This window comes from Azospirillum sp. (assembly GCF_035628975.1).
GTDB lineage: Bacteria > Pseudomonadota > Alphaproteobacteria > Azospirillales > Azospirillaceae > Azospirillum.
On the sequence record NZ_DASPIS010000118.1, the window covers coordinates 72615 to 97939 of the forward strand.

The 25325-nt window shown below is 66.7% G+C and carries 22 protein-coding genes and 2 pseudogenes; 6 read left to right on the plus strand and 18 right to left on the minus strand.

Annotated features, from left to right (window positions below; genetic code table 11):
* Window positions 1-38 precede the first annotated feature (38 nt).
* From VD964_RS25305 to VD964_RS25315, 3 genes are all read right to left on the minus strand, one after another.
* On the minus strand, window positions 39-518 hold the full coding sequence (locus tag VD964_RS25305; protein WP_324871246.1) for a dihydroneopterin aldolase: 480 nt from the start codon (window positions 516-518) through the stop codon (window positions 39-41).
* Between the two features lie 147 nt (window positions 519-665).
* Window positions 666-1610, minus strand: a complete 945-nt coding sequence (locus tag VD964_RS25310; RefSeq protein ID WP_324871247.1) for a GlxA family transcriptional regulator — start codon at window positions 1608-1610, stop codon at window positions 666-668.
* 569 nt (window positions 1611-2179) lie between these two features.
* Window positions 2180-2530, minus strand: a complete 351-nt coding sequence (locus tag VD964_RS25315; RefSeq protein ID WP_324871248.1) for a hypothetical protein — start codon at window positions 2528-2530, stop codon at window positions 2180-2182.
* Between VD964_RS25315 and VD964_RS25320 the strand changes: the two genes are divergently transcribed.
* Window positions 2529-3503: an ATP-grasp domain-containing protein gene (locus VD964_RS25320; protein WP_324871249.1), complete on the plus strand. Its 975-nt coding sequence runs from the start codon at window positions 2529-2531 to the stop codon at window positions 3501-3503. The genes VD964_RS25315 and VD964_RS25320 overlap by 2 nt on opposite strands.
* Window positions 3504-3704: 201 nt before the next feature.
* Here the strand turns inward: VD964_RS25320 and VD964_RS25325 are convergent, their stop codons facing one another.
* From VD964_RS25325 to VD964_RS25370, 10 genes are all read right to left on the minus strand, one after another.
* Window positions 3705-4301 (minus strand): GNAT family N-acetyltransferase, encoded by a 597-nt coding sequence (locus VD964_RS25325; protein WP_324871250.1) that lies wholly within the window; start codon window positions 4299-4301, stop codon window positions 3705-3707.
* 92 nt (window positions 4302-4393) lie between these two features.
* The gene (locus tag VD964_RS25330; RefSeq protein ID WP_324871251.1) at window positions 4394-5278 is read right to left on the minus strand and encodes a proline/glycine betaine ABC transporter permease; all 885 of its coding nucleotides are present in this window, start codon (window positions 5276-5278) and stop codon (window positions 4394-4396) included.
* A 3-nt stretch (window positions 5279-5281) separates the two neighbouring features.
* Window positions 5282-6565 carry a glycine betaine/L-proline ABC transporter ATP-binding protein ProV gene (gene proV, locus VD964_RS25335; protein WP_324871252.1) on the minus strand — a complete coding sequence of 428 codons (1284 nt, stop codon included), beginning with the start codon at window positions 6563-6565 and terminating at the stop codon, window positions 5282-5284.
* A 65-nt stretch (window positions 6566-6630) separates the two neighbouring features.
* Window positions 6631-7428 carry an electron transfer flavoprotein subunit beta gene (locus VD964_RS25340; RefSeq protein WP_324871253.1) on the minus strand — a complete coding sequence of 266 codons (798 nt, stop codon included), beginning with the start codon at window positions 7426-7428 and terminating at the stop codon, window positions 6631-6633.
* Window positions 7421-8650, minus strand: coding sequence for an electron transfer flavoprotein subunit alpha/FixB family protein (locus tag VD964_RS25345; protein WP_324871254.1), 1230 nt, complete (start codon window positions 8648-8650; stop codon window positions 7421-7423). The genes VD964_RS25340 and VD964_RS25345 overlap by 8 nt, the downstream gene beginning before the upstream one ends.
* Window positions 8647-10566 (minus strand): (Fe-S)-binding protein, encoded by a 1920-nt coding sequence (locus tag VD964_RS25350; RefSeq protein ID WP_324871255.1) that lies wholly within the window; start codon window positions 10564-10566, stop codon window positions 8647-8649. The genes VD964_RS25345 and VD964_RS25350 overlap by 4 nt, the downstream gene beginning before the upstream one ends.
* Window positions 10567-10614: 48 nt before the next feature.
* Complete coding sequence (locus VD964_RS25355) at window positions 10615-12660, minus strand: NADH:flavin oxidoreductase (protein ID WP_324871256.1); 2046 nt, start codon at window positions 12658-12660, stop codon at window positions 10615-10617.
* A 168-nt stretch (window positions 12661-12828) separates the two neighbouring features.
* Window positions 12829-13983: a GlxA family transcriptional regulator gene (locus VD964_RS25360; RefSeq protein WP_324871257.1), complete on the minus strand. Its 1155-nt coding sequence runs from the start codon at window positions 13981-13983 to the stop codon at window positions 12829-12831.
* A gap of 108 nt (window positions 13984-14091) precedes the next feature.
* The gene (locus tag VD964_RS25365; protein WP_324871258.1) at window positions 14092-15213 is read right to left on the minus strand and encodes a hybrid-cluster NAD(P)-dependent oxidoreductase; all 1122 of its coding nucleotides are present in this window, start codon (window positions 15211-15213) and stop codon (window positions 14092-14094) included.
* 31 nt (window positions 15214-15244) lie between these two features.
* Window positions 15245-16525, minus strand: a complete 1281-nt coding sequence (locus VD964_RS25370) for an aromatic ring-hydroxylating dioxygenase subunit alpha (RefSeq protein WP_324871259.1) — start codon at window positions 16523-16525, stop codon at window positions 15245-15247.
* Between the two features lie 675 nt (window positions 16526-17200).
* Here VD964_RS25370 and VD964_RS25375 point away from each other — a divergent pair.
* Together VD964_RS25375 and fae are read left to right on the plus strand one after the other, a co-directional pair.
* On the plus strand, window positions 17201-18091 hold the full coding sequence (locus tag VD964_RS25375) for a glycine betaine ABC transporter substrate-binding protein (RefSeq protein ID WP_324871260.1): 891 nt from the start codon (window positions 17201-17203) through the stop codon (window positions 18089-18091).
* Between the two features lie 160 nt (window positions 18092-18251).
* Window positions 18252-18860 (plus strand): formaldehyde-activating enzyme, encoded by a 609-nt coding sequence (fae, locus tag VD964_RS25380; RefSeq protein WP_324871261.1) that lies wholly within the window; start codon window positions 18252-18254, stop codon window positions 18858-18860.
* A gap of 350 nt (window positions 18861-19210) precedes the next feature.
* Here the strand turns inward: fae and VD964_RS25385 are convergent, their stop codons facing one another.
* The 3 genes from VD964_RS25385 to VD964_RS25395 form a co-directional block, all read right to left on the minus strand.
* Complete coding sequence (locus tag VD964_RS25385; RefSeq protein WP_324871262.1) at window positions 19211-19387, minus strand: hypothetical protein; 177 nt, start codon at window positions 19385-19387, stop codon at window positions 19211-19213.
* A gap of 68 nt (window positions 19388-19455) precedes the next feature.
* Window positions 19456-20319, minus strand: coding sequence for a formyltetrahydrofolate deformylase (purU, locus tag VD964_RS25390; RefSeq protein ID WP_324871263.1), 864 nt, complete (start codon window positions 20317-20319; stop codon window positions 19456-19458).
* Between the two features lie 39 nt (window positions 20320-20358).
* Complete coding sequence (locus tag VD964_RS25395; protein ID WP_324871264.1) at window positions 20359-20889, minus strand: YbaK/EbsC family protein; 531 nt, start codon at window positions 20887-20889, stop codon at window positions 20359-20361.
* A 328-nt stretch (window positions 20890-21217) separates the two neighbouring features.
* On the opposite strand from VD964_RS25395, the pseudogene VD964_RS25400 reads away from it, so the two are divergent.
* The 3 genes and pseudogenes from VD964_RS25400 to VD964_RS25410 form a co-directional block, all read left to right on the plus strand.
* Window positions 21218-21465: pseudogene (locus VD964_RS25400) on the plus strand (FAD-dependent oxidoreductase); the annotation flags it as partial.
* Between the two features lie 62 nt (window positions 21466-21527).
* On the plus strand, window positions 21528-22802 hold the full coding sequence (glyA, locus tag VD964_RS25405) for a serine hydroxymethyltransferase (RefSeq protein ID WP_324871265.1): 1275 nt from the start codon (window positions 21528-21530) through the stop codon (window positions 22800-22802).
* A 63-nt stretch (window positions 22803-22865) separates the two neighbouring features.
* Complete coding sequence (locus VD964_RS25410; protein WP_324871266.1) at window positions 22866-24260, plus strand: L-serine ammonia-lyase; 1395 nt, start codon at window positions 22866-22868, stop codon at window positions 24258-24260.
* Here the strand turns inward: VD964_RS25410 and VD964_RS25415 are convergent.
* Window positions 24258-24374: pseudogene (locus VD964_RS25415) on the minus strand (carboxymuconolactone decarboxylase family protein); the annotation flags it as partial. The gene VD964_RS25410 and the pseudogene VD964_RS25415 overlap by 3 nt on opposite strands.
* A gap of 42 nt (window positions 24375-24416) precedes the next feature.
* A partial coding sequence (locus VD964_RS25420) for an acetyl-CoA C-acyltransferase (protein WP_324871267.1) occupies window positions 24417-25325 on the minus strand: 909 nt, incomplete at its 5' end.

Sequence of the window (25325 nt, forward strand, 5' to 3'; positions counted from 1 at the left end):
GCGATCCGCCTTCGGGAGATGCGTTGGCCGTCATCGGGTCAAATCCGCCGGTCGGCGATGGCCATCAGGCGGCGCGACGCCAGCATCTGGTCGCGCGTCCGCTCCAGCCGGATGCCCGGAACCGCGACTCCATCATAAATGTCCAGCTTCGCCACCGACACGCGGGCCGACTGCACCTGTTCATGAGCCAGGCACATGCGGGCGATCTTCTCCGCCAGCATCTCGACCAGATTGGTGTGCTCGTCCATCAGGATCCGCTTCAGCCCGGACAAGAGATCGTCGTAGGACAGCACGTCTCCAATATCGTCGGAGAACTGGGCGCCGTCCTGGCGCACCTGCAGCAGCAGGTCGATGCGGACCCGCTGAGGTGCGTCGCGCTCGTAGTCGAACACGCCGATCCGGCAGGGCAGGACGACATTCTCCAAAAACAGCTCGTAGAGGCCGGCCGGGATGGCAGCCACCATGAAATCGGCGGTCACACCGCGTGCGGATTGGGCGGAAAGGATCGTTTCGAGCATCGGTGCCGTCCTCCTGGCTGTGGTCCGGCAGGGCCGGACGCGGATTTGGTGTCAGGCAGGCCGTTTTGTACCTTAAGGACATCCAGGGGGCGGCACCTGTTTGGATGCGACACGGATTTGGCGATTTCCGCCGCATCAGGTGCCGCATCAGGTCACGCCGGCGAACTCGTGCGCGGCGGCAAGCGGGCTGTGCCGCTGGTTCTGGCGGTCGCTGCGCGGTGCGACGCCGAAATGATCGCGGTAGCATTTGCTGAAATGTGTGGCGGAAATGAAGCCGCAGCTGATCGACACCTCCATCACCGACATGCGGGTCTGGCACAGCAGCTGTCGCGCCCGCTTCATCCGCAGTCCGAGATAGTATTTGGCCGGCGAGCAGTTCATGTATTTGCGGAACAGCCGCTCCAGATTCCGGCGCGACTGGCCCAGTTCCGCAGCAAGCGTCAGCAGATCAAGCGGTTCCTCTATGTTTGCCTGCATCACCGCCACGGCGGCGTTGAGATCCTCATGGTCCAGCACCGGATTGGCGTGCAGTTCTTCCTGCTGGCGGATGCTGCCGGCGCGGATCTTGGTGTGCAGAAGCTGTTCGGCGATGTCCATCGCCAGCTTCTCGCCATGGCGGGCGGCGATCAGGTGCAGCATCATGTCGGTGGCGGCGGTGCCGCCCGCGCAGGTGAAGCGGTTGCGGTCGATCGTGAACAGTTCGCCCGTCGCTTCGATCTCCGGGAAGGTCTCGGCGAAGCCGGCCATGTTCTCCCAGTGGATGGTGCAGCGGTAGCCGTTCAACAGGCCGGCGCGGGCGAGGATGTGGCTGGCCGTGCACAGGGCGCCGAAGGCGATCCCCTGGGCGGCCGAACGCCGCATCCACGAGAACATCGCCCGATCCTCGTACCAGTGGCCGCCGACGCCGCTGCACACCATCACGGTGGACAGCGGCGGAGCGTCGGCGATGGCGTGGTCGATGCAGATCCCGATGCCGTTGCTGGCCCGCTGGACACCCCCGTTCGGCGAGAGCAGAACCCAGCGATACAGTTCCTTTCCGCTGATGTGGTTGGCGAGGCGCAGAGGCTCCACCGCCGCGGTGAACGCGATCATGGAGAAATCGGGAACCAGGAGGAAACCGACTGTGTCGACCGTGGAAACGCCGGATTGCTGTTGATTGCGCTGCATTGTCCCGTGCCCCTCTTCCGCTTTCCTGTTCGTATCGTCGTGGGTCGCGAATGGTCGGCGAACACCCTGTTTTCCCGCGGCCTTGATTGTTCCGGCGGCCACGTTCGGATGGGCGGGGGGTCGATCCCTTTCCGCTCCATCAAGTTTTTATGACAAGCAGCCTACGCAGGATTCGGCCGGTCACATTGAACAAAGCGGACATAATTCTTGAAGGGGTGCGACGTTGATCGGATCGGGATTGTTTTTCACGCCAACCATCAAGACATCCCAAACAGTAACATCATCCGGTGGGGTAGCTGCGCTCCACCTATGGAGTAGCCCGAATTCCTCTAATGAGAATCTGGCCCGGGACCTTTCAAAGGCAGGCCAGCAACTCGCGCTCGATGGGCTGGTGACGGAGCTGACGCTGATCGGAGGCGATTCGGCCGGCGATGAACCTGAGCGGCCGGCCAGCCGACCGCCAAGGAGATGCTGGACGGCGTGGCCGCCGCCGTTCATCCGTTCGCCGCCAACTGACCGGCCACAGATGACCGGAGGCGAAGCGGGCGAGGGTCTGAATTCTTGCCCGAGTCCACCCAGTCCAATGTCATGACGATCACCTGCCAGGACCAGTGGGCCTGCGGCGTAGCGGCGCTGGGACGGCAGTCGCCATGTCCGCGGATCGTGTCGAGATCGGCGACATAGCAGGCGCGGAAGGGTTGCAGCGCCGGCAGCGCGGCCACGATATCCTGGAGTGCCGGTCCGGCGGTCAGCACGCTTTCAATGGGGCGGTAGCGGTCGCGCTCCTCCCGCTTGGCATGAACCACCTGCTCGCCCAGCAGGTCGATGACGGGAATGATGTCCATGGAGAACAGCTTTCGTCGGGTTCTGGTCTGCGAGTATGTCACCGGCGGCGCGCTGTGCAACGGGCCGCTTCCGACCGACCTGATGGCGGACGCCAATGCCATGGTCGCGGCGCTGGTCGGCGACCTGACCGCGCTGGATGGAATACACGTCACGCTGTGCTGGGACAGCCGCCTTGCGCCGCCGTCCTTCCCGGCCGACCGGGTCGCCCTGTTCCCGGTGGCGCCGGGCGACGATCCGGAATCGCGCTGGCGCGATGCCGCCGCCCTGTGCGACGTGGTCTGGCCGATCGCGCCGGAAAGCGACGGGTTGCTGGGGCACGTCGCTGATCTGTTTTGGGGCACCGGCCGGCCGGTGGTCGCCTGCGCCCCCGACGCCATCGCTCTCGCGTCGTCGAAGACGGCGACGGCGGCGCGGCTGGCAGCGCGCGGCATCGCGGCCATTCCCACCGTTCCGCTCGGCGCTCCGCCGCCCGCCGCCCGTCATGTGGTGAAACCGGACGACGGCGCCGGCTGCCTGGACACCTTCATCGTTGACGACATCGCCGCCTGGACGCCGCCGCATGCCGGCCGCTGGATCGTCCAGCCGTTGGTCGAGGGCGAAGCCTGCAGCCTGTCCATGCTGGTCGACAATGCCGGCGTGGTGCGGTTGCTCGGCTGCAACCGCCAGACGATGGAGCGTGGGGATGGGTGCTTCTCCTTCCATGGCGTGGAGGTTGGGGCGATGGAGCACCGCCGTGCCGCCTGGGAGCCGTTGGCCCGTGCCATCGCCGCTGCGATCCCGGGCCTGCGCGGCTATGTCGCCGTCGATCTCATCGACAAACCCGATGGTCCCGTGGTGGTGGAGGTGAATCCGCGCCTGTCCGTCGGCTATTCCGGGCTGTCGCGGGTGCTGGGCTGGAACCCGGCTGGTGAAATCCTGGACCTATTCCACACCACATTGGCCGACGCCGGCCGGGAGGACGCGCATGCCTGACACCCGTGGGTCAGCGGTGATCGGCTGGGATATCGGCGGCGCCCATCTGAAGGCCGCGTGGGCGGCGAAAGGCTGGCCGGATCAAGGCGCGAAGGCGGTGACCGGATCGCGGTAGGGAATCTTGCGGATCAGCAGCGGACAATCGCCGCCCGCGCTGTCCCCGGCCGGAAGATCGAAGACCACACCATCGTGCGGCATGCGTCATGCTCCGAGGCCGGGGACGAGGGACTTCACCCAGAAGCGAAGGGGCTTGGCGGTCTCCTCCCGGTCGCCGACGTCGCACCAGGACAAGGTGCCGCCGATATCCGGCTCCAGCCGGTAGCCCAGCCGCCGCCACGCCGCATCTGGCGTCCGGTATGTCTTGGGGCGGCGGGGGTGGTCGGCGGACCGCACGATTTCGCCGAAGGCGGCGGATGCGAACCGGCCAGCTTCGCGTATATGGGCTTCGCCGATTTCCAGCAGGGCTGTTCCGATACCCCGCCCGCGATGGGAGGGCAGGACCACCACCTCGCCGAAATAGAAGATCGAGCGCGGGGCGTGGCCTGCATGCGCGAAGGGATCGCGCAAGGCGTCCAATTCCTGCGCGAGCGGTGCGCCGGTGACGGCCGCGACCATGCGGTTGCCGTCGAAGGCGGCTAGGATGAACCCGCCCGACAGGCCGCCTAGATTGGAGAGATAGCGTTCCTCGTACGCGGCCGACCCGGAATAGAGAAACGGAAACTCGCCCAGCACAGCAAGCCGCAGGACCGCCAATTCCTCCAGCCGGTCGGCCAGGGCGGCACCGGTCAGCCGTTCCACCCGTATGTCGCCCAACAACCGTGGCCCGTGATGTGGCATGGGCCGCGCCGGAAGAGCGGCGGCGAAGCCCCCTACCGGAAGAGCCCCTGCGCTCACCGAGCCGGCACCGGCAGGAACCGCCGCAGGAACGCGAAGCGTGCCGGGCGTGGAGCAGCGGCTGTCTGGCCGAAACTCTGGGTGATGCGGTCGAGGATGATCGCCAGCAGCACGACGCTGAGACCGCTTTCGAAGCCGAGCGCGATGTCCAGGCGCTGGATGCCCTGCAGCACCACGTTGCCGAGGCCGCCGGCGCCGATCATCGAGGCGATGACGATCATCGACAGCGCCATCATCATGGTCTGGTTCACCCCGGCCATGATCGACGGCAGGGCGTTCGGCAACTGCACCTTGAACAGAAGCTGGCGGTCATGGCAGCCGAAGGCCTTGCCGGCCTCGACGATCTCGGCCGGCACCTGCTGGATGCCCAGTGCCGTCAGGCGCACGGCCGGCGGCATGGCGAAAATCACCGTGGCGAGGATGCCCGGCACCCGTCCCAGCCCGAAGAACATCACCGCCGGGATCAGATAGACGAAGGCCGGCATCGTCTGCATGAAGTCCAGCGTGGTGCGGACGACGCTTTCGACCACACGGTTGCGCGCCATCCAGACGCCCAGCGGCACGCCGACCAGCAGGCTGAGCAGGGTGGAGGTCAGAACCAGACCCAGGGTGGAGGCGGTCTCCGTCCACAGCCCCATGCCGGCGATCAGCAGAAGGGCCGCGACCGTGAAGACGGCGAAGCCGGTGCCGACGCGCCAAAGGGACGTGGCGACGATCAGCCCGATCAGCAGCCAGGCCGGCGCCCCGACCAGCACGAAATCGATGGACCCGCCGAAGCCGTTCACCACCGTCGCGATCGCATCCAGCGCCGGTTGGAAATGGTCGAGCATGAAGCCGACCAGTTCCTCGACCCATTTGCCGATTCTCAGTTCGAATTCCATCGGTCAATCCCCCCGAACCAGGGTGTGGAGCATGAGGGCGCGCGAGATGGCGCCAAGGAAGTTGCCGTCGTCATCGACGACGGGCACCGGCCATTCGGTGTCGGCGACGAGGGCGAGCAGGGCATGAATGGGCGTCGCGGCGTTGACCGTGCGGACGTCGGGAAGGAAGGCGTTGATGAAGCGCGGTTGCGGACCGTTCAGTTCGCGTTCCAGTGTCGTCTGCGAGACGACGCCTTCGAAGCGGCCGTCCTGGGTACGCACATAGCCGAAGTTGTGGTGGTTCTCGCGCAGTTGCTGCAGGGCGGGGGCCAGTTCGCCGGGCAGGCGGATGACCGTGTTGGTCGCCTCGTAGCGTGCCACGTCGCCGGCCCGCAGAACCTTCGAGGCGTCGACGTTGCGGAAGAAGGAGCGGACATAATCGTCGGCCGGGCGGCTGAGGATCTCGTAGGGCGTGCCGACCTGCACGATGCGTCCGCCTTCCATGATGGCGATGCGGTCGCCGATGCGCATCGCCTCGTCCAGGTCGTGGGAGATGAAGACGATGGTGCGCTGCTGCTCGCGCTGCAGGCGCAGCAGCTCGTCCTGCATCTCGGTACGGATCAGCGGGTCGAGGGCGGAGAAGGCCTCGTCCATCAGCAGGATGGTGGGATCGTTGGCCAGCGCGCGGGCGAGGCCGACGCGCTGCTGCATGCCGCCCGACATCTCGCGCGGGTAGCGGTGCGCGTAGGTGCCCAAGCCCACCTGCTCCAGCGCCTGCTGCGCGGCCTTGTGGCGCTCCGCCTTGGATGCGCCGGAGATTTCCAGGCCGAAGGCGGCGTTGTCCAGCGCGCTCAGGTGCGGCATCAGGGCGAAGGACTGGAAGACCATGCCCATGTTGCGGCGGCGGGCCTGGATCAGCTCGGCCTTGGACATGCTGACCAAGTCCTTGCCGTCGAGCAGGATTTCGCCGCTGCTGGGTTCGATCAGCCGGTTCAGCAAGCGGATCATGGTGGACTTGCCGGACCCCGACAGTCCCATGATGACGAAGATCTCGCCGGTCCGGACCTGAAAGCTGGCATCCAGCACGCCGACATTGACGTTCAGCTTTTCCAGAACCTCCGCCTTGCTGGCGCCCTGGCGCAGCATCGACAGCGCGGGCTTCGGATTGGCGGAGAAGATCTTGTAGACGTTCCGCACCTCCAGGCGGACCGCCGCGTCGTCGCCGATGCTCGTCCTGGCGGCTCCGCGGGGAAAGCCCAGGCTGGCCGGGGCGACGACCGAAACCGCGCTTCGCATCATCGTGTTCATCGACAGGTCCCCCCCCGATTGCGCGACAGCGTGACCCGTGGGCCTGAGAGCATCGTTGTGCATGTTCATGGAAGCATTCCCTGTTCGACTAGGCTGTCGTAGATGGCCAGCGCTCCCGCTTCGGCTGACGGGTTGACCAGCAGTTGGCCTTTTCCGCTCTTGCTCTCGGTCGCCGCCTTCAGCCGGTCCAGCGCCGAACCGCCGCGCTTCACGCGCATCAGCTTGGGCTTCGGCCGCCATGGACGATGCTCGCAATCCGACAGGAAGAGGTCGGCGGTCGCCTGGGCCGCCACCGGTTCGATGACGCCCCGCCGGGAGGGGCCGTAGGCGGACGGGCGCGCGGGTGGGGCGGACGGATGGATGGTCGCGACGAGACGGCCGGTGACGGTCAGCGCCCGGCGCTGTCCGCGCGGCAGTGCCTGGACGAGGTCCGCCGTGCCCGGCGTTGAACTGGGCGCATCGGACGGGCCGATCCGAACCACATCGGGGACGACCGCGGCATCGAGGCCACGGGCGATCAGATAGGGAAGCATGCCGCTGCCCTCGCCGTCTTCCGCCTGCCGTCCGGTCAGGACCAGCGACGGGGCGAGGCGGCGCAGGTGGGCGATCAGCGGTTCGACCGGATCGCTTCCTTCCGGCAGGACCAGCAGGGTCAACCGCTCCAGCCCCATGCCGAGATAGTCGCGCAGAGACTCGCCGTCGGCGGCCGGTCCGGCATGGATCGCGGTCAGCCGCCGCGGGCGCAACGCCAGCGCCATCTCCAGCGCCTGGGCATCGGTTGCGGCGCGGCGGGCGCGGCCGGAGACCGGATGGCGTCCAATGGACAGCAGGACGGCGACGTCACTCGTGTCAGGATCAGGCATGGCGGCGCTCCCGGATGAGCCGGATCAGGGCGGGCATGACGTCCTGCGCATCGGCGACGATGGACAGGTCGGCACGCTTGATCATCTCGGCGTGGAGGTCGGTGTTGACGGCGATCACGTGGCGGACGCCGGTGATGCCCTGGAGATGCTGCGGCGCGCCGGCGATGCCGAAGGCGAGGTAGCAGCGCGCGCCGACCACCGTGCCGGAGGCGCCGACCTGCCGTTCGCGCGGCAGATGGCCGGCGTCGCAGACCACGCGGCTGCCGGCGCGGGTGGCGCCCAGCGCCGCGCCCAACTCGGCGAAGCTCCGCCAGTCGGTCACGCCGTTGCCGCCGCTGAGGATGAAGTCGGTTTCCGACAGGGACAGCGCGTCGGGATCGACGGCCAGCCGGCGGGCGCCGCCCAGGCGGGGCAGGACCTCCTCCCCGGCGAGCGCCGGAGCGGCGAGGTCGAGCGGCCGGGCTTCGTGCCGCACGCCGTCGAGGGGGGCGAAGGCGTCCGCCGCGACCGTCATCAGCCGGGTGGGGCGGTGCCCGGTCTCCAGCGAACCGCCGGCCGATTGCCGGGTCGCCCGGTCGGGGCCGAGGCTTTGCACGCCGGGGAACAGCCGCTCACCCGTCGCCGCTGCGACCCGCCGGGCGACATCGCCGCCGTCCGGGCTGTCCGGGAACAGGATGTGGCGGGGGGACAATGCGACAATCAGCGCCGAGGCGGCGGCGGCGCGCCGTTCCGGCACGTAATCGTCGGCCCAGCCGTCGGGCAAGGCGACATGGCGGTCGGACCCGGCTTCGGCCAGGGCTTCGCCCGAGCCGGTGGAGACGGTCACCACCGCACCGCCGCCGGTATCGGCCAGCAGGCGGGCGGCGGCGATCACCTGCCGGTCATGCTCGCCGACCTCGCCACCGGGGCGGTCGAGCATGGCAAGGACCAGATAAGCCGGTTCCGCGATCACCTGCAGCGGGATGGCGGGCGCGGCGACGGCGACGCCAACCGCCGCTGCGGTACCGGGAGACGCCGCGTCACGCGTCCAGTCATAGCGCGGGCGTGGCTGGCGCTGGACCAGGTCTGCCTCGCGGACGGCGCGCGGGTCACGGCGGCGCTCGTTCATTACGGCGGCGACCGGCTGGCGCAGCAGGCGCGGACGCGGGCCGGTCAGGATGGTGCGGGCGGCGCGATCTGCGCGGGGATCGACACGGCGACGGGTGGGGGAGGCTTGGCTCATCGGGCGGTCTCCGTCGCGGCGAGCACCAGTTCGGCGATCTCCGCCACTTCCGGCCGGGGACCGACGACGCCTTCCAGCATCAGGGCGCAGTTGGGGCAGGCGACGGCGACCAGCGAGGCGCCGGTCTCCCGGACATGCTCCATGCGGACGTCGGGGATGCGGCGCTCGCCCGACACGTCGGTCAGCGGGGCGCCGCCGCCGCCGCCGCAACAGCTAGACCGCAGGCCGGAGCGCAGCATCTCCCGGCGCTCCACGCCGATGGCGTCGAGCAGGGCGCGCGGCGCCTCGATCTCGCCGTTGTAGCGGCCGAGATAGCAAGGATCGTGGAAGGTGACGCTGCGCCCGACCGGCTTGGTCACCGTCAGCACGCCGCCGGAGATCAGTTCCAGCAGCAGGGCGGTGTGGTGGACGACGGTCCAGCGGCCGCCGAAGGCCGGATATTCGTTGCGCAGCGTGTGCAGCACATGGGGATCGGCGGTGACGATGCGGGTGAAGCGGCGGGCGTTCAACGTCGCCACGTTGCGGATGGCCAGGGACTGGAAGGTCGCCTCGTCGCCCAGCCGGCGGGCGACGTCGCCGCAATCCAGCTCCTCGTCGCCAAGCACGGCGAAGTCTGCCCCGGCGCGGCGCAGCAGCAGGACGAGTGCCCGCAGCGAGCGTTGGACCCGCAGGTCGAAGGCGCCGTCGCCGATCCACAGCAGCGTGTCGCAGGACCCGCCGGGCGGTAGCCGGGGCAACGACAGGTCGGCCGCCCAGTCCCAGCGTCGGGACAGGGCTCGGCCGCCGGGATTGTCGGTGGCGCGCAGTTCCTCCAGCATGACGGCGGCCTTGGCCGGGGTGGTGCCCAGTTCCAGCGTCTGGAAGCGGCGGAGGTCGACCACGGCGTCGACATGCTCGATCATCATCGGGCATTCCTGCACGCAGGCGCGGCAGGTGGTGCAGGACCACAGCGTGTCGGGATGGATCATCGCATCCGGCCCGATCAGGGGCAGCGCCGCCCCGCCATGGGCCTTGCCCACGCCCCGCCCGGGATGGGGATTGCCGGCATAGGCGGCGTCGCTGGCTTGGCTGTCCATGGCGACGACCAGATCCTGCACCAGCTTCTTCGGGTTCAGCGGCAGGCCGGCGGCATAGGCCGGGCAGGCGGTCTCGCAGCGCCCGCACTGGACGCAGGCGTCGAAGCCGAGCAGCCGGTTCCAGGCGAAATCGATGGGACGTTCCACGCCCAGCGTGCCCGGATCGACGGTGCCGGCATCCGGGGCAAGCGGCAGCGGCTTCAGCCCGGTGTCGCGCCCCTTGCCGTCATGGAAGCGGGCCGGACGCGGGTGGAAGGCCAGATGCAGCGCCCCGTGCACCGCATGCTTCAGCGGCCCTTTCCATACCCCCCATACCAGATCGGCCAAGGCCAGGCCGGCAAGCACGACCAGCGCCAGGGCCAGCGCGTCCGGCATCACGCCGCCCAGCGATTGGTCTAGTGCCACCGCCAGCAGGCAGGCGGAAAAGCCCAGAAGCGAGACCGGAAGACGGGCGAAGCGACCCTGCGACAGCTCGCGCGGGCGGACCACCCGGCGGCGATACCAGACCATCAGCGATCCCGCCAGCATCGCCGCCAACACAACCGCCAACAGCAGCCAGACGATGCGCGATCCCCCAAGGACGACACCCATCGCCACCAGCAGCCCGACCGCTGCAAGGAAACCGCCGGCGGCCAAAGCGTGGAAGCGGGCGTTGAACGGGGTCCGCCCCACCACATGATGGACATCCACCAGATAGCGGCCGGGCAGGGCGCGCAGCCCGGCGACCACACCGACCGCCGCCGGCCGGCCGGCCAGCCATCGCCGCGACTGCCAGACGGCCAATGCCGCGCCGATGGCAAGGACCGCAAGGACGACGGTGGTGAGAGCGGTGGCGATCACGTCGGACGGCTCCTGTCGCTTGGCGGGGGTGGGGCGGTTGGGTGGTCGTCAGATGTCCTTGCAGAGACGCGCGGCGTCGTAGATGGCGGCGTGGATGTTGCGGCCGGCCACCGCGTCGCCGATGCGATGCAGCGTGTAGCCGCCATGGCCGTTGGCCTGCACTGGCTGCGGTCGGCCGGCGATCAGGCTGTCCAGGTCGGTTTCGCCGCGGTTCAGCGAGTGGTCCTTCAGATCGAAATAGAGGGCGTCATTGGGCAGGGTGCCCAGCTCCACCACGATCTGGTCGACCAGCCGTTCCTCCTCCTCGTGGGTGTATTCGTTGCGCAGGACGGCGACGCGGCGGTTGCCCTCCGGGTAGATTTCCACGAGCTGGTGGTTGGTGGTCATCATCACGCTCAGCTTGTACAGCTCGCGCAGATGGATCGGCTGGTTGGTGGTGCCGACCTCCTCCGCCACCATGCGGTCGGGGGTGGCGATCTCCACCAGGGCACCGCGCTTGGCCATGAATTCCGCGCAGGATGCGCCGTGATGCTGGCCGGTGCCGTCATACATCAGCACGGTTCCCGTCGGCTCCACCGCCCCGGTCAGGACGTCCCAGGTCGAGACCGCCAGATCTGCCCCCTTGAAGTCGCCGCGGTTGGGACGGCCGCCGGTGGCGAGGATGACCACGTCGGGTGTCTCTGCCTCGACAGCGGCGCGGTCGGCCTCCACGCCCAGGCGCACATCGACGCCCAGCTTGGTGACCTGCTGCGACAGCCAGCGGGTGATGCCGCTCATGGCCTCGCGCCAGGTCGCCTTGGCGGCGATGGCGATCTGGCCGCCGGGGGCGGCGTTGCGTTCGAGCAGAACGACCGAATGGCCGCGCTCGGCACAGACGCGGGCGGCTTCCAGGCCGCCGGGGCCGCCGCCGACCACAACCACGCGGCGCTTGCGCTCCGCCTTCGGGATCACGTGCGGCATCGTGCGCTCGCGGCCCGTCGCGGCGTTCTGGATGCACAGGGCGTCGCCGCCGACATAGATGCGGTCGATGCAATAGCCGGCGCCGACGCACTGGCGGACATCGTCCAGCCGGCCTTCCATCAGCTTGCGCACCAGATGCGGGTCGGCGATGTGGGCGCGGGTCATGGCGACCATGTCGACATGGCCTTCCTCCACCGCGCGGGCGGCGGTGGCGAGGTCGGTCACGCGCTGGGCATGGAAGACGGGTATGCCGGCCTCGCGCTTGATGCCGCTGGCCAGATGCAGGAAGGGGGCGACCGGGAAGGACATGTTGGGCAGCGAGATGGCATGCGCCAGATGATCGCGCGCCTGTCCGCCCAGCACATTCACGAAATCTATCAGCCCGCGTTCGGCATAGGTCCGGGCGATGGCGATGCAGTCCTCGTGGCTGAGGCCGTCGTCGATCAGCTCGTCGCCGGACATGCGCATGCCGACGACATAGTCGGCGCCGACCTCGGCGCGGATCGCTTCGAACACCTCGATGCCGAAGCGCATGCGGTTTTCCAGGCTGCCGCCGTACTTGTCGGTGCGCCGGTTGACCGAGGGGCTCCAGAACTGGTCGATCAGATGCCCGTGGGCGGCCGACAGCTCGAAGCCGTCGAGGCCGCCTTCCTTGCAGCGGCGGGCGGCGGCGGCATAGCCGGCGATGATCCGCTTGAAGTCGAAATCCTCCATCTCCTTCGGTGTGTTGCGGTGCGCCGGTTCCCGGGCGGCCGAGGCGGAGACGGTGGGAAGCCAGTTCTCGGTGTCCCAGCGGGTGCGCCGGCCCATGTGGGTCAGCTGGATCATCAGCGCCGCGCCATGGCGATGCACCCGGTCGGAGAATTCGCGGAAGAAGGGAATGACGCTGTCGTCGGCGACGGAAATCTGGTTCCACGGTGCCGCCGGGCTGTCCACCGCAACGGAGGAGGAGCCGCCGAACATCGTCAGGCCGATGCCGCCTTTGGCCTTCTCCTCGTGGTAGAGCTGGTAGCGTTCCTTCGGCTTGCCTTCGGACCCGTAGCCCGGCGCATGGCTCGTGCTCATCACGCGGTTACGGATCGTCAAATGCTTGATCTGCAGAGGCTTCAGAAGGGCTTCGGCGGGTGAGGACATGGCAGGAACGATCCCCAGTATTGAGCCTGCCAAGAATTCACCATCGCCGTCATTGTCGCGTTGCCCCCCGCGACCGGGAATTACCTTTTTGCGACAGGGAAGGAAGGGGAGGGTGACCGCTGATCAAGTGACCGATTTTTAGAGAAAATCGGAGGAGGCGGTGCGCCGTCACTCCACCGGTGCGCCGCCTTGGGCGATCAGAGCCGGGTCGTCGAACAGGCGCCGGTCGGGCAGCACGGAATCCCCGTTCGTTCGCCGGAAAGCGTCGAGGGGTGATAAATGCGGATCGGCCTCCACATCAGGTCCGGCGGTGCGGCGCACCTCCGACGGCGAGACGCCGAATAGTTCCCGGAACTGGCGGGAGAAGTGGGCGCAGTCGGCGAAGCCGGCTTCGTTTGCGATGGCGGTGACCGAACGCTTGGTGTTGCGCAGCAGCCAATGGCCATAGCGCAGGCGCAAGCCGCGGTAGTAGGTGGCCGGGCTGGTGCCCACGGCCAGCCGGAACAGCCGCTCGAACTGCCGGGTGCTGACGTTCAGCCGGTGGACGATCTCCTCCACCGACAGCGGGTCGCTGATGTGCTGCTCCATCAGCAGCAGGGCGCGGCGGACGCGATCGTTGGTGATCTCCAAGACCGTGGGCGGCTGCGGCTGTGACTGGCTGGCGGGACGGGCTTTGTCGATCAGCAGGATGTGCATGGTTTTCTGGGCGGTGGCGCGGCCCAAATGGCGTTCGATCAGGAAGGCGGCCAAATCCGCCACCCCGGCGCCGCCCGAACAGGTGATGCGGTCGCGGTCCACCACGTACAGCTGGTCGGACACCGGCACCAGATCGGGGAATTCGTCCAGGAAATCGCGGTGATGGTACCAGCTGACACAGCAGCGCCGGTTCTTCATCAGGCCGATGCGGCTCAGCACGAAGCTGCCGGTGCACACGCCGACAAGGGTCACGCCGTAGGAGGCCGCGGCGCGCAGATACGCCAACGTTTCGTCGTCCAACTGAGGGCCGCCATGCAGCAGCCCGCCCACGACGACCACATAGTCGAAGCGGCGCGGATCGGTCAGCGGTTCCCAGCGGGCGACGCCGATGCCGCAGCTGGACATCACCGGCTCGGCCCGCGACCCCATGATGGTCCAGCGGCAGCGGATCTGGCGTGACCGGTCGCCCTCGTCGGCCGCCAGCCGCAGGGCGTCGATGAAAGGGGCGAGTGCCGTCAGGGTGAAATTGTTGGTCAGGATGAACCCGACCGACAGAAGTGCGCGTTCCTCCTGCCGGGGTGCGGGACCGCTACCGCCGAAACGGCGATATTCCACTGTCTTCCCCACCAGGACATCCTCCCAGTCTGACGGATATGATCCTGACGGCCCTGTTCCGTCCTTCGGAATGCTAGCGTCAGCGGCTTACCCCCGGAAGACAAATAATCGGCGATGCTTCTAACGCTCTATTACCAGATCGCTGGTCGGGCGGCTGCAACAGAGCAGAATCAACCCTTGATCGATTTCCCGTTTGCGGATGCCGCCCGTATGGTTCATTTCCACAGTGCCGGAGATCAACTTCGTCTTGCAGGTTCCGCACAGCCCGCGCGAGCAGGAGGTCGGAACCCGGATGTCGGCCGACGCCGCCGCATCCGCGAGCGCCATGTCCGGCGGGCATGCGAAGACTTTGCCGGTCTTGGCGAATTCGACGCGGAATCCATCCGAAGGAGGCGCCTCCGGGGGCGGTGCGGCCTGGGCCGTCGGTTCTCCGGCGGCAAGCTCGGCCGACAGTTCCTCGAAGTTGAAGCTTTCCTGATGGTAGCGGCTCATGTCGAAGCCGCCCTCCTCCAGGAAGGCACGCACCGCTTTCATGAAGGGGCCGGGGCCGCAGACATAGACTTCCCGCTCCATGAAGTCCGGCGCGATCAGCCCCAGCATCGGCAGCGACAGCCGGCCGGTAAAGCCTGCCCAATGGGCCTCGTTGCCGATGCCCTCGCAGACATGGGCGACGCGCAGGCGGCGGCCGGGGCCGGTCAGCGCGTCCAGTTCGCGACGGAAGACGATGTCGGCCGGGGTCCGGGCGGCATGCACGAAGACGATGTCGTGATCCTCGCCCAGATCGTCGAAGGTCCGGGTCATCGACATCAGCGGCGTGACGCCGCTGCCGCCGGACAGGAACAGGAACTTGCGCGGAGCCCCGGACTCCCCAGGGCAATCCCCGGGGGTGAACTCGCCGAGCGGGCCGACCGCGCGGATGGTGTCGCCCGGCTTCAGAGTGTCGTGCAGCCAGTTCGACACCGGGCCGCCGGGCACGCGCTTGACGGTGATAGAGAGGCGGTGCGGCCGCGCGGCGGAGGAGGAGACGGTGTAGCTGCGGTGAATTGTTTCGCCGGCGATGGGCAGTTCCAGCGTGATGAACTGACCCGGCTTGAACCGGAACAGGCAAGGGTGCCTTGGCGCGAAGATGAAGGTCTTCACGTCGTGCGTTTCATCCCGAACCGCCCGGCATACCAGCGTGTCGTCGATTTCGGGATCCCAGTTCCGGACCGAAGGCGGAGCCGCATCCTGCTGCATCGTCATCTCTCTCCCCCCGAGTCTTGGACAACGGGCGTCATTCGGCGGCGACGCCCACCGCGGCCTGCTTGCCCAGCAGATGCTCGGCCATGCGGCCGACGTACCACTCCGCGAACTTCTCGACGAGCGGCTCGGTGTAGGGCGAATAGGGACCCGGCTCGTAGGCGGGGCTGAGGGCGCCGTTGTGCGAAATCTCGACCAGATCGGCATCCTGCTGGTTGGTCGCCTCCCACACCTCCGTCAGGCGGTCCAGGTCGTAATCGACGCCTTCCACCGCGTCCTTATGGACCAGCCAGCGGGTGCGCAGCAGGTTGCGGTCGGGTCCGAGCGGGAACACCGAGAAGGTGACGATGTGGTCACTCATGAAGTGGTTCCAGGAATTCGGCTGGGTCCAGAAGGACAGGGCGCCCAGCTTGCGCTCGGTGATCGAGCCCAGAAGCTTGTTGGAGGCGCAGCGGGTGTCCTTGGTATGGGCCTCGCCGGCGCCGTCGAGCGGCAGGCGCTCGGCGCGGAAGCCTGTGGTGTCGGTCAGATGCTCGATCTCGCGGCTGGGGAATCCCGCCGCTTCCCAGCCGACGTGGCAGCTTTGCAGCAGCGCCTCGTATTTGGCGACATGCTCCATCCGCTTCGGGTTGGTGCCGTCGGGAGCGAAGCCGAAGCCGTATTCGAACAGCGGAACGGTCAGTTCCGGATGGTTGCCGACGCAGTGGTAGCATTCACGATTGTTCTCCATCGTGAGTTTCCAGTTGCCCTTTTCGATCAGGTCCACGGTCTTGGCGACCTTGCAGTTCCTGATGTCGTGCGGGAGGATGTAGGGCTCGATCATCGCCGCCATGCGGTCGATATCGTCCGGGGCCTCCTCCGCCAGGCAGATGAAGATCAGGCCGCCGACCGAGCGGATATGGACCTTCTTCAGGTTGCGGCACTTGCGGTCGAAGTCCTTGCCCATATGTTCGGCGAACAGAAGCTCGCCGTCCTGGCCGTAGGTCCACTGGTGATAGCTGCACACCAGATTGCCGACCGAGGTCTTCTCCTGGAGGATGATGCGCGCACCGCGATGGCGGCAGACATTATGAAAGGCACGCAGTTCCATGTCGTCGTCGCGCATGACGATGACGGACGTCTTGCCGATGTCCACCACCATCACGTCGCCCGGTTCAGGCACGTCCGGTTCCACACCCACATGCAGCCAGTGGCGGCCGAAGATGATCTCCATGTCCAGCTTGAAGATCTCTTCGCTGGTGTAGAACGGGGCTTCCAGGCTGTACCCTTTCTTGCGGCGCGTCAGCAGGGCTTCTATGGAAATCTCGGACGACATGGCGGTTGACCTCTTGCGGGAGTGGGGCCAGCGGGAATTGGGCACTATATTCGCGGAACCGCTTCAACCTTGACCGGGCTGTGCTTTTCGCGATTCCACGACACACAGCCTGCCGCCCGCCGCGGCTCGTCGCGTTCTGGATTGCGACATCAACTTTAAAAAGGCCGACAGTCACTCCTGTCTTTTTGCGCAAGGCGGACGTCGCCAATAGTCGGTTTGCGACATGCCGCGATCATTCAAGAACGACGGCCGCTCCGTTCAAGCTCAAGGGCGGCAGATCTGCGGCGCCGTTTCTCTATTTCCCTGGCAGATTTCAAATATCCGCCTGTAAAACGGACCGCATTCGCCGCCGGGATGGGGTTCGCGCAGCGCTGTCGCAAATGCGATACGGAGTGCCGCTCTGATGAAAGTTTTTTGCTTTCAGGGCCCGCATTCTTCCTCAATCAACACTGATGCCAGCAACGGTTCGCATCGGTTGGAACCAGTTTTCCGCCTTTCCCTGAAGGGGGGTCGATCATCCGAGCAGCGGATGTGGATTGATCGCGCGATCGCCTTCACCGGTAACACGGAGGTGATCCACCGGGCCGCATGCACGCGTCCGTTCCAAGTCCCGGCACGGCGGAGCGCCCAATACAGACAAGTCCAAACAAACAAACGATAAGAGGAGGCTTCTTGATGAAAATCTTCGGTAAAGCCTTGGGCATGCTGCTGTCGGCGGCCATGACGGTTGGTCTGGGGGCCGGTGTGATCGCCACCCCGGCGCTGGCCGCCGAGAAATCGGTCAACATCGGCTGGACCGCCTGGTCGGATGCAGAGGCGGTGACGAAACTCGCCAAAGCCGTGATCGAAGAGCGGTTCGGCTACAAGGTCGAACTGACCATGGCCGACATCGGCATCCAGTATCAGGGCATCGCCAGCGGCAAGCTGGACGCCATGCTGATGTCGTGGCAGCCGCTGACCCACAAGCCCTATCTCGACAAGGTCGGCAAGGATCTGGTCGATCTCGGCCCGCTCTACACCCGCGCCCGTCTGGGCTGGGTGGTGCCGGACTACATCCCCGTCGATCAGGTCAAATCCATCGAAGACCTGAAGAAGCCGGAGGTGCAGAAGCAGCTGGGCGGCAAGATCCAGGGCATCGATCCGGGGTCGGGGTTGATGCAGGCGTCGGAAAAGGCGCTGAAGACCTATGACCTGAAGGGAATGCAGCTGGTGTCTGCCAGCGACGCCGCGATGCTCGCCGCCCTGGAACGCGCCATGAAGCGCAACGAGTGGATCGCCGTGACGAGCTGGAGCCCGCACTGGATGTTCGCCAACTGGAAGCTGCGCTATCTGGAGGATCCGAAGGGTGCGCTGGGTGGATTGGAGAGCGTGAACGCCATCGTCCGCAAGGGCTTCTACCAGGACCACCCGGAGATTTACGAGTTTCTGAACCGGATGGTCCTGCCGATCGGCGACCTTGAGGCGATGATGCAGGAAGCTCGCCAGACCAGCTATGAGCAGGCGGTGGACAACTACATCAAGAACAACAGGACCCGGATCGATTACTGGGTCACCGGCAAGCTCTGACCTGCAGCCGCGCCACCGCCGCAAGAGCGGTGGCCGCGCACCCTTTCCCGCACCTGTCCATGGAGGCGGTCCGTTTCAAGCGCAGTCACGTGACGGACGGCCGTCTCCAGTCATTCCCGCTTTCGGTCCTTCCGTGATCGGGCCATGATCGGGATCGTCGATGAACTCGTCAGCTCATAGGCAGGGCACCGCGTTGACCGGCGACCCAACCAATTTGCAAGAGAGCGATGAAGCCATGAGCAATCCGCTGTTCCGTGTCGGCGAGGCAACCGTATTCGCCAAGGAAGGCCAGTTCACCGACGCGATGCCCGAGATCGTGATCGGGACGGTCGATGGGCCGGCCGGGCACGCATTCGCCACCATGATGGGGCAGACCGCCGGCCATACCCGCATGTTCGCGGTGCGGGACTGCAACCAGATGGTTCGTCCGGCCACCATGATGGTGTCCAAGGTGACGATGAAGTCCAGCGCCTATGTGGATCTGTTCGGCGGCGTCGTCCAGGCCGCCACCGCCGACGCGGTGCTGGACTGCGTCATCGAAGGCGTTCTGCCTCGCGACGGGATCAATGACCTCTGCATTCTGGTGATGGTCTGGATCGATCCCCGCTGCCCCACCGATCCGAACCTCGATCGCGCCGATCTCTATCGCACCAACTACGAGGCGACCAAAATCGCCATCGGCCGGGCGATGCGCAACGAACCCACCCTCGATGAGTTGATCGAGAACCGGCACAAGGTCCGGCACTTCATGCTCGATCCGCAGGAGTGACTCATCGGCGCAACGCAGCGAGCGCGTGTGGTTCTGAGCGCATCCTATCCTTCCGCAGCCGAACGAAGAAGAGCCCGCCTCCAAAAAGGAGTGCGGGTTCTTTTCTGTCGAGGCCTTCGTGGTTATGGCGTCCATCAGTGCCGTGCCGACAGGTTCTCAAGATCTCGAAGGGCTGATTTCAGGCGCTGCCTCGCCCATGTCGCTCTTGCCGATTTCGTTCTTGCCGATTTCGCTCCCGAGCGTCTTCCCACTGGCCGGCACGCCGTCCGCAGGCCCCGGGATCGGCGCCCGGGGGAAGGAGATGACCACATGTCGGGGCCGGCATTCCCGATCGGGCGGGAACGACGTCCTTATAGGCGGTCGTCGCCGTTGCGGGTGCTGGCGAGGAAGGCTTCGACGGTGGCGAGCGCCATGCGGTCATCCTCGATGACGACATGGCGGCGCAATTCCTGCACCGCCGCGGCGAGGCCGCCCGACGCGAAGGCGCGGCGGACCGCCTGGGTGGCTTTATCGTCGATGAGCTGCAAGACGGTGGACTCCTTGGCAAGAGGCCCGGTCGCGCGACCCTGTGCGACGCTGCGAGCGGGCCATGGGGTTACCGCAGGACGATTGCCCGATGGTCGTGGAGCATGACGCGCGCCTCGATGTGCAGCCGGATGGCGCGGGCCAGGACGACGCTTTCGACGTCGCGGCCGATGGCGACCAGATCGTCGGGCGACATGGAGTGATCGACGCGCGCCACCTCCTGCTCGATGATCGGTCCTTCGTCGAGATCGTCGGTGACGTAATGGGCGGTGGCGCCGATCAGCTTCACGCCGCGCGCGTAAGCCTGATGATAGGGCTTGGCGCCTTTGAAGCTGGGCAGGAAGCTGTGATGGATGTTGATGACCCGCCCTGCCATCCGCGTGCAGAGATCCTGCGAGAGAACCTGCATGTAGCGGGCGAGCACGATCAGTTCGACGCCCAGCGTTTCCACGATCTCCATCAGGCGGATTTCCTGCTCCAGCTTGTTGCCGGGCGAGACAGGAAGGTGGTGGTAGGAAATGCCGTGCGCTTCGACCTGGGACCGGAAGGCATCGTGGTTGGAAACGACGCCGACGATGTCGATGGGCAGCGCTCCGATGCTGTGCCGGTACAGAAGGTCGTTCAGGCAATGGCCGAACTTCGATACCATGATGAGGATCTTCGGCCGCCGCCTGGCATCCCGCACCGTCAGGTTCATGGCGAAGCGGTTCACGATCGGTTGCAGGTCTTCAAGAAGAACGGCTTCGCTCCGGATCGCTTCCGGCGCGTCGAAGGCCATCCGCAGGAAGAAATGCTCCCCGTCGTGATCGACGAACTGCGCACTTTCGATGATGTCGCAGTTGCGATCCGACAGGCAGGTCGAAATGGCGGAGATGATCCCCGGCCGGCTCAGGCAACTGACGGTCATGTAGAAGTGGTTTTGATTGGAACGCATCGCAGGTCTCGCGCCGAAGGAGATGGCCGGGGATGAAGGTCAGGCGAGGTCGACGATCGTCGGCTCATACCCCAGCCGGCGCAGGAACGCCGACAATTCGTGGGGATGCATCGATAGCGTCGCGCGGTTCGTCATCGGGTGGAAATTGACGACTTCGCCGGCGAGAACGCGGCGCTCCAGCACCAGACGGACGCGGCGTTCCGTGTCCGCCACCAGGGCCAGCGGGCTCACCCCGCCCGGCTCGATCGACAGGACCTGCTCCAGCGTGACCGGCGAAGCGAAGGACAGCTTGGCCGAGCCGATGACCGGCGCCAGCTCCTTCATGTTCACCGACTGATCGTGCGGCAGCACGACCAGCCACAGAACGCCCTTGGCATCCTTCAAGAGCAGGTTCTTGGTGTGCACGCCGGGAACGCTGCGCCAGTGTTCCTCAGCGTCGGCGACGGTGCGCACCGGCGGATGGGCATGCAGCCGCATCGGCGTCGACGCGAGGGCGAGTTCCCGGCACAGTTCCTCGGGAATGCCGGCTTCACGCCAGTGCCGCTGCATGGTGTCGTTGTCGTCGAGCATTTTCGCCATCCTTGTCTGTCCGGCAAGCCGCGGAAGGGGATTGCCGAAGGGCGGGTCGCGGTCACGGTGGAGGCTCTGGGCTCACGAGCGCCATCTCAAGAGCGCCATTGGCGGCGGCGTTGCGCCGGGAGCCGCGTTCCTGACCGTTTCATTGACCGCAGCATGGCGGAAGGATCCACCCGCTGATTGTACGGGTGCGTCACCGGCGTTGAATGAAACCCCCGGCGGACGCACCGTCGCACCGGTGACATCAAACTGACGCATCCATTCTGTCCAACAAAGGGGCGCGTCGCGATACTGTCAGCACATTGAACTTCGCGGGGCTGCCATGACCCGCTTCCCGTTTTCCTCGCTGTGACCAACGCGCTGACCGGCAACAGGAACCGGCAGCCGCAATGACCCGACGCGGAACCGAAATCCGACTACGACGTCGTGATCGTCGGCGCGGGCGGGCATGGCCTGGGTGCCGCCTATCATCTCGCCAAGGAACACGGCATCACCAACGTCGCGGTGGTGGAGAAGGGCTGGCTCGGCGGCGGCAACACCGGCCGCAACACCACCATCATCCGTTCCAATGGGGACTCCTGCACGCCGTCAGCCGCGAAATCGCGCTCGGCATCCGATCGAGAGGATTGCACATGAACCGTCATCAGTCTCTGCCGAAGCCCGACCTCGCAGACACTGCCATCGCCGCGGCGATCGACCGCGAACTGAACCGCCAGAAATACGAGATCGAGCTGATCGCCTCGGAAAACATCGTCTCGGCGGACGTGCTGGCCGCCCAGGGCTCGGTCCTCACCAACAAGTATGCCGAAGGCTATCCAGGCCGCCGCTATTACGGCGGCTGCCAGTTCGTTGACGAGGTGGAGACCATCGCCATCGACCGCGCCAAGCAGCTGTTCGGCGCCGCCTTCGTCAACGTCCAGCCCCATTCGGGCGCCCAGGCCAATCAGGCGGTGTTCCTGGCCCTGCTGCAGCCGGGCGACCGCGTGATGGGCATGTCGCTGGCCCATGGCGGCCACCTGACCCATGGCTCGCCGGTGACGATGTCGGGCAAGTGGTTCGACATCGTCAGCTACGAGGTGCGCGAAAGCGACCAACTGATCGATTATGACGCTCTGCGCGCCAAGGCGCTGGAAACCAAGCCGAAGCTGATCGTCGCCGGTGCGTCGGCCTATCCGCGGGTGATCGATTTCGCCGAGTTCCGCCGCATCGCCGACGAGGTCGGCGCCTATCTGATGGTGGACATGGCCCATTACGCCGGACTGGTCGCCACCGGCCAATATCCGGACCCGATGCCGCATGCCCATGTGGTCACCACCACCACGCACAAGACCCTGCGGGGCCCTCGCGGCGGCATGATCCTGACAAACGACGAGGCGCTGGCCAAGAAGTTCAATTCCGCCGTGTTCCCGGGCAACCAGGGCGGCCCGCTGATGCATGTGATAGCCGCAAAGGCGGTCGCCTTCGGCGAAGCGCTGACCCCGGAGTTCAAGGCCTATGCCGCCCAGGTGGTCGCCAACGCCAGGGTGCTTTCCGACACGCTGGTGAAGGGTGGGCTGGACATCGTGTCCGGCGGCACCGACTGCCACATGGTGCTGGTCGATCTGCGGCCGAAGGGCGTCAAGGGCCGCGATGCGGAACGCGCGCTGGAGCGGGCCGGCCTGACCTGCAACAAGAACGCGATCCCTTTCGATCCGGAAAAGCCGGCGGTTACCTCCGGCATCCGGCTGGGCACTGCGGCGGGCACCACCCGCGGCTTCGGCGAGGCGGAGTTCACGCGCATCGGTGAGTTGATCCTGACCGTCGTCGACGCCCTCGCCACCGCCGGACCGGACGGCAATGCCGAGGTCGAGAAGCGCGTGCATGGCGAGGTTCGCGAATTGTGCGAACGTTTCCCGATCTACGGCTGACCCGTCCTTCTCCTGTTGGGCAACCCTGCTTGTGCCAACGGACTTGACCTGACGAGGCGCGCGATGTTTCTCAGCGTTTTCGATGTGTTCAAGATCGGCATCGGCCCGTCGTCGTCGCACACGATGGGCCCGATGACCGCGGCGGTGCGGTTCCTCGACATGTTGCGGGCGCAGGCGGATGCGGCGCCCGCGGCGGTCCCGGCGGCGATCCGGGTGCGGCTGCATGGCTCGCTCGCCTTCACCGGCAAGGGGCATGCGACGGACCGTGCCGTGCTTCTGGGACTTCTCGATTACCGGCCGGACAACCTCGACGTCGATGAAGCCGAAGAACGCATTGCCGAGCTTTGGCGGACGCGGAGGATCCACCCCGGCGGCCTGCCGGAACTGGACTTCGATCCGGAATCCGACCTGGTCTTCGACTTCGGGCCACCGTTGCCGGGCCATGCCAACGGGCTGGTCTTCCAGGCGTTGGGCCGGGCCGGCAGGGTGGTGCTGTCGGAAATCTTCTATTCCATCGGCGGCGGCTTCGTCGTCACGGCGGCGGAGCGGGAGTCCCCGTCGGCGGCGTTCGAAACCGAGTCCGCAGGCTGGCCCTATCCCTTCCACAACGCCGCAGCGATGCTGCGGATGGCGCGGGAAAGCGGTGCATCTATCGCCGAGATGAAGCGCGCCAATGAGGTCGTCGTCCGCTCCGCCGTCGAGGTGGAGGAGAAGCTTGGCGACATCTGGGCGGCGATGAACGGCTGCATCGAGCGTGGCCTCAGCCTGGACGGCCAGTTGCCCGGCAGCCTGAAGGTGAAGCGGCGGGCCAAGGCCATCCACCAGCAGCTGTTACGCGAACGCGGGGCGAATTCCAGCCAGCCGCATGTGGCGTCGGACTGGCTCGCCGTCTATGCGATGGCGGTCAACGAGGAGAATGCGGCCGGCGGCAAGGTGGTGACCGCGCCCACCAACGGAGCGGCGGGTGTGGTGCCGGCGGTGATCCGCTATTATCTCGATCATTGTTCCGGAGCGGAACCGGCGAAGGTTGCCGATTTCCTGCTGACCGCCGCGGCGATCGGTGGCCTGATCAAGCACAACGCGTCGATTTCCGGGGCGGAGGCCGGTTGCCAGGGCGAGGTCGGGTCGGCTGCGGCCATGGCCGCGGCGGGCCTGTGCGCCGTGCTGGGCGGAACGCCGGAACAGGTGGAGAATGCGGCGGAAATCGCGCTGGAGCACCACCTCGGCATGACCTGCGATCCCGTCGCCGGTCTGGTCCAGGTGCCCTGCATCGAACGCAACGCCATCGGCGCGACCAAGGCCGTGGCCGCCGCTTCCCTGGCGTTGCGCGGAGACGGTCAGCACTTCATGCCGCTCGACAACTGCATTCAGGCGATGCGGCAGACCGGTGAGGAAATGAGCACCAAGTTCAAAGAGACCAGCCTGGGCGGGCTTGCGGTGAATCTGCCGGAGTGCTGATATCTCCTCCCGGGTGGCGCCGTGTTTGATCGCCGCTTCGGTATGAACGGCGATACAGCCGTCGCAGCGGATGCTGACGGCGACCGCCAGCGCGATCAACTCCCGCGATATGGCAGGCGCGATATGGAAGGATGCGCCCGCCATTGGGACGCCGCCTTACCCGACCCTTTCGATGGCGATGGCCGTGGCTTCTCCGCCGCCGATGCACAGCGACGCGCCACCCCGGGTCAACCCGCGCGCGGCCAGCGCATGCAGCAGAGTCACGATCAGCCGTGCCCCGGTGGCACCGATCGGATGGCCGAGTGCGCAGGCGCCGCCATTGACGTTCAGGCGGTCGGGCGCGATGCCCAGGTCACGCCGGGCCGCCATGGCGACGACGGCGAAGGCTTCGTTGATCTCGAACAGGTCGACATCGCCCACCGACCAGCCGACCTTGTCCAGCAGCTTGGCGATCGCCGGGATCGGGGCGGTGGTGAACCAGGCCGGATCCTGGCTGTGGGTGGCGTGGCCGCGGATTTCCGCCAGGATCGGCAGTCCGGCCCCCTCGGCAACCGACCGCCGGGTCAGCACCAGCGCGGCGGCGCCGTCGGCATTGGCGGACGAGCTGGCGGCGGTGATCGTTCCATCGCGGCGGAAGGCTGGCTTCAGCGCCGGGATCTTGTCGGGGGAGACCTTCAGCGGGTTCTCGTCCTGCGCGACCACCCGCTCCCCGCCCTTGGCCGGGACGGCGACCGGCACGATCTCGGCAGCGAAGGCTCCGCTTCCCACCGCCTTGCGGGCGCGGGTCAGCGTCTCGGCCGCATAGGCGTCCTGTTCGGCGCGGGTGAATCCGTAGGCCTCGGCCGTCGCCTCGCCGAAATCACCCATGGCGCGGCCGCCCTCATAGGCGTCCTCCAGCCCGTCCAGCATCATGTGGTCCAGCAGCCGGTCGTGGCCGATGCGGTAGCCGCCGCGCGCCTTCGCCAGCAGATAGGGGGCGTTGGTCATCGACTCCATGCCGCCGGCCACCACGATGTCGGCCGATCCGGCACGGATCAGGTCATGGGCCAGCATGGTGGCCTTCAT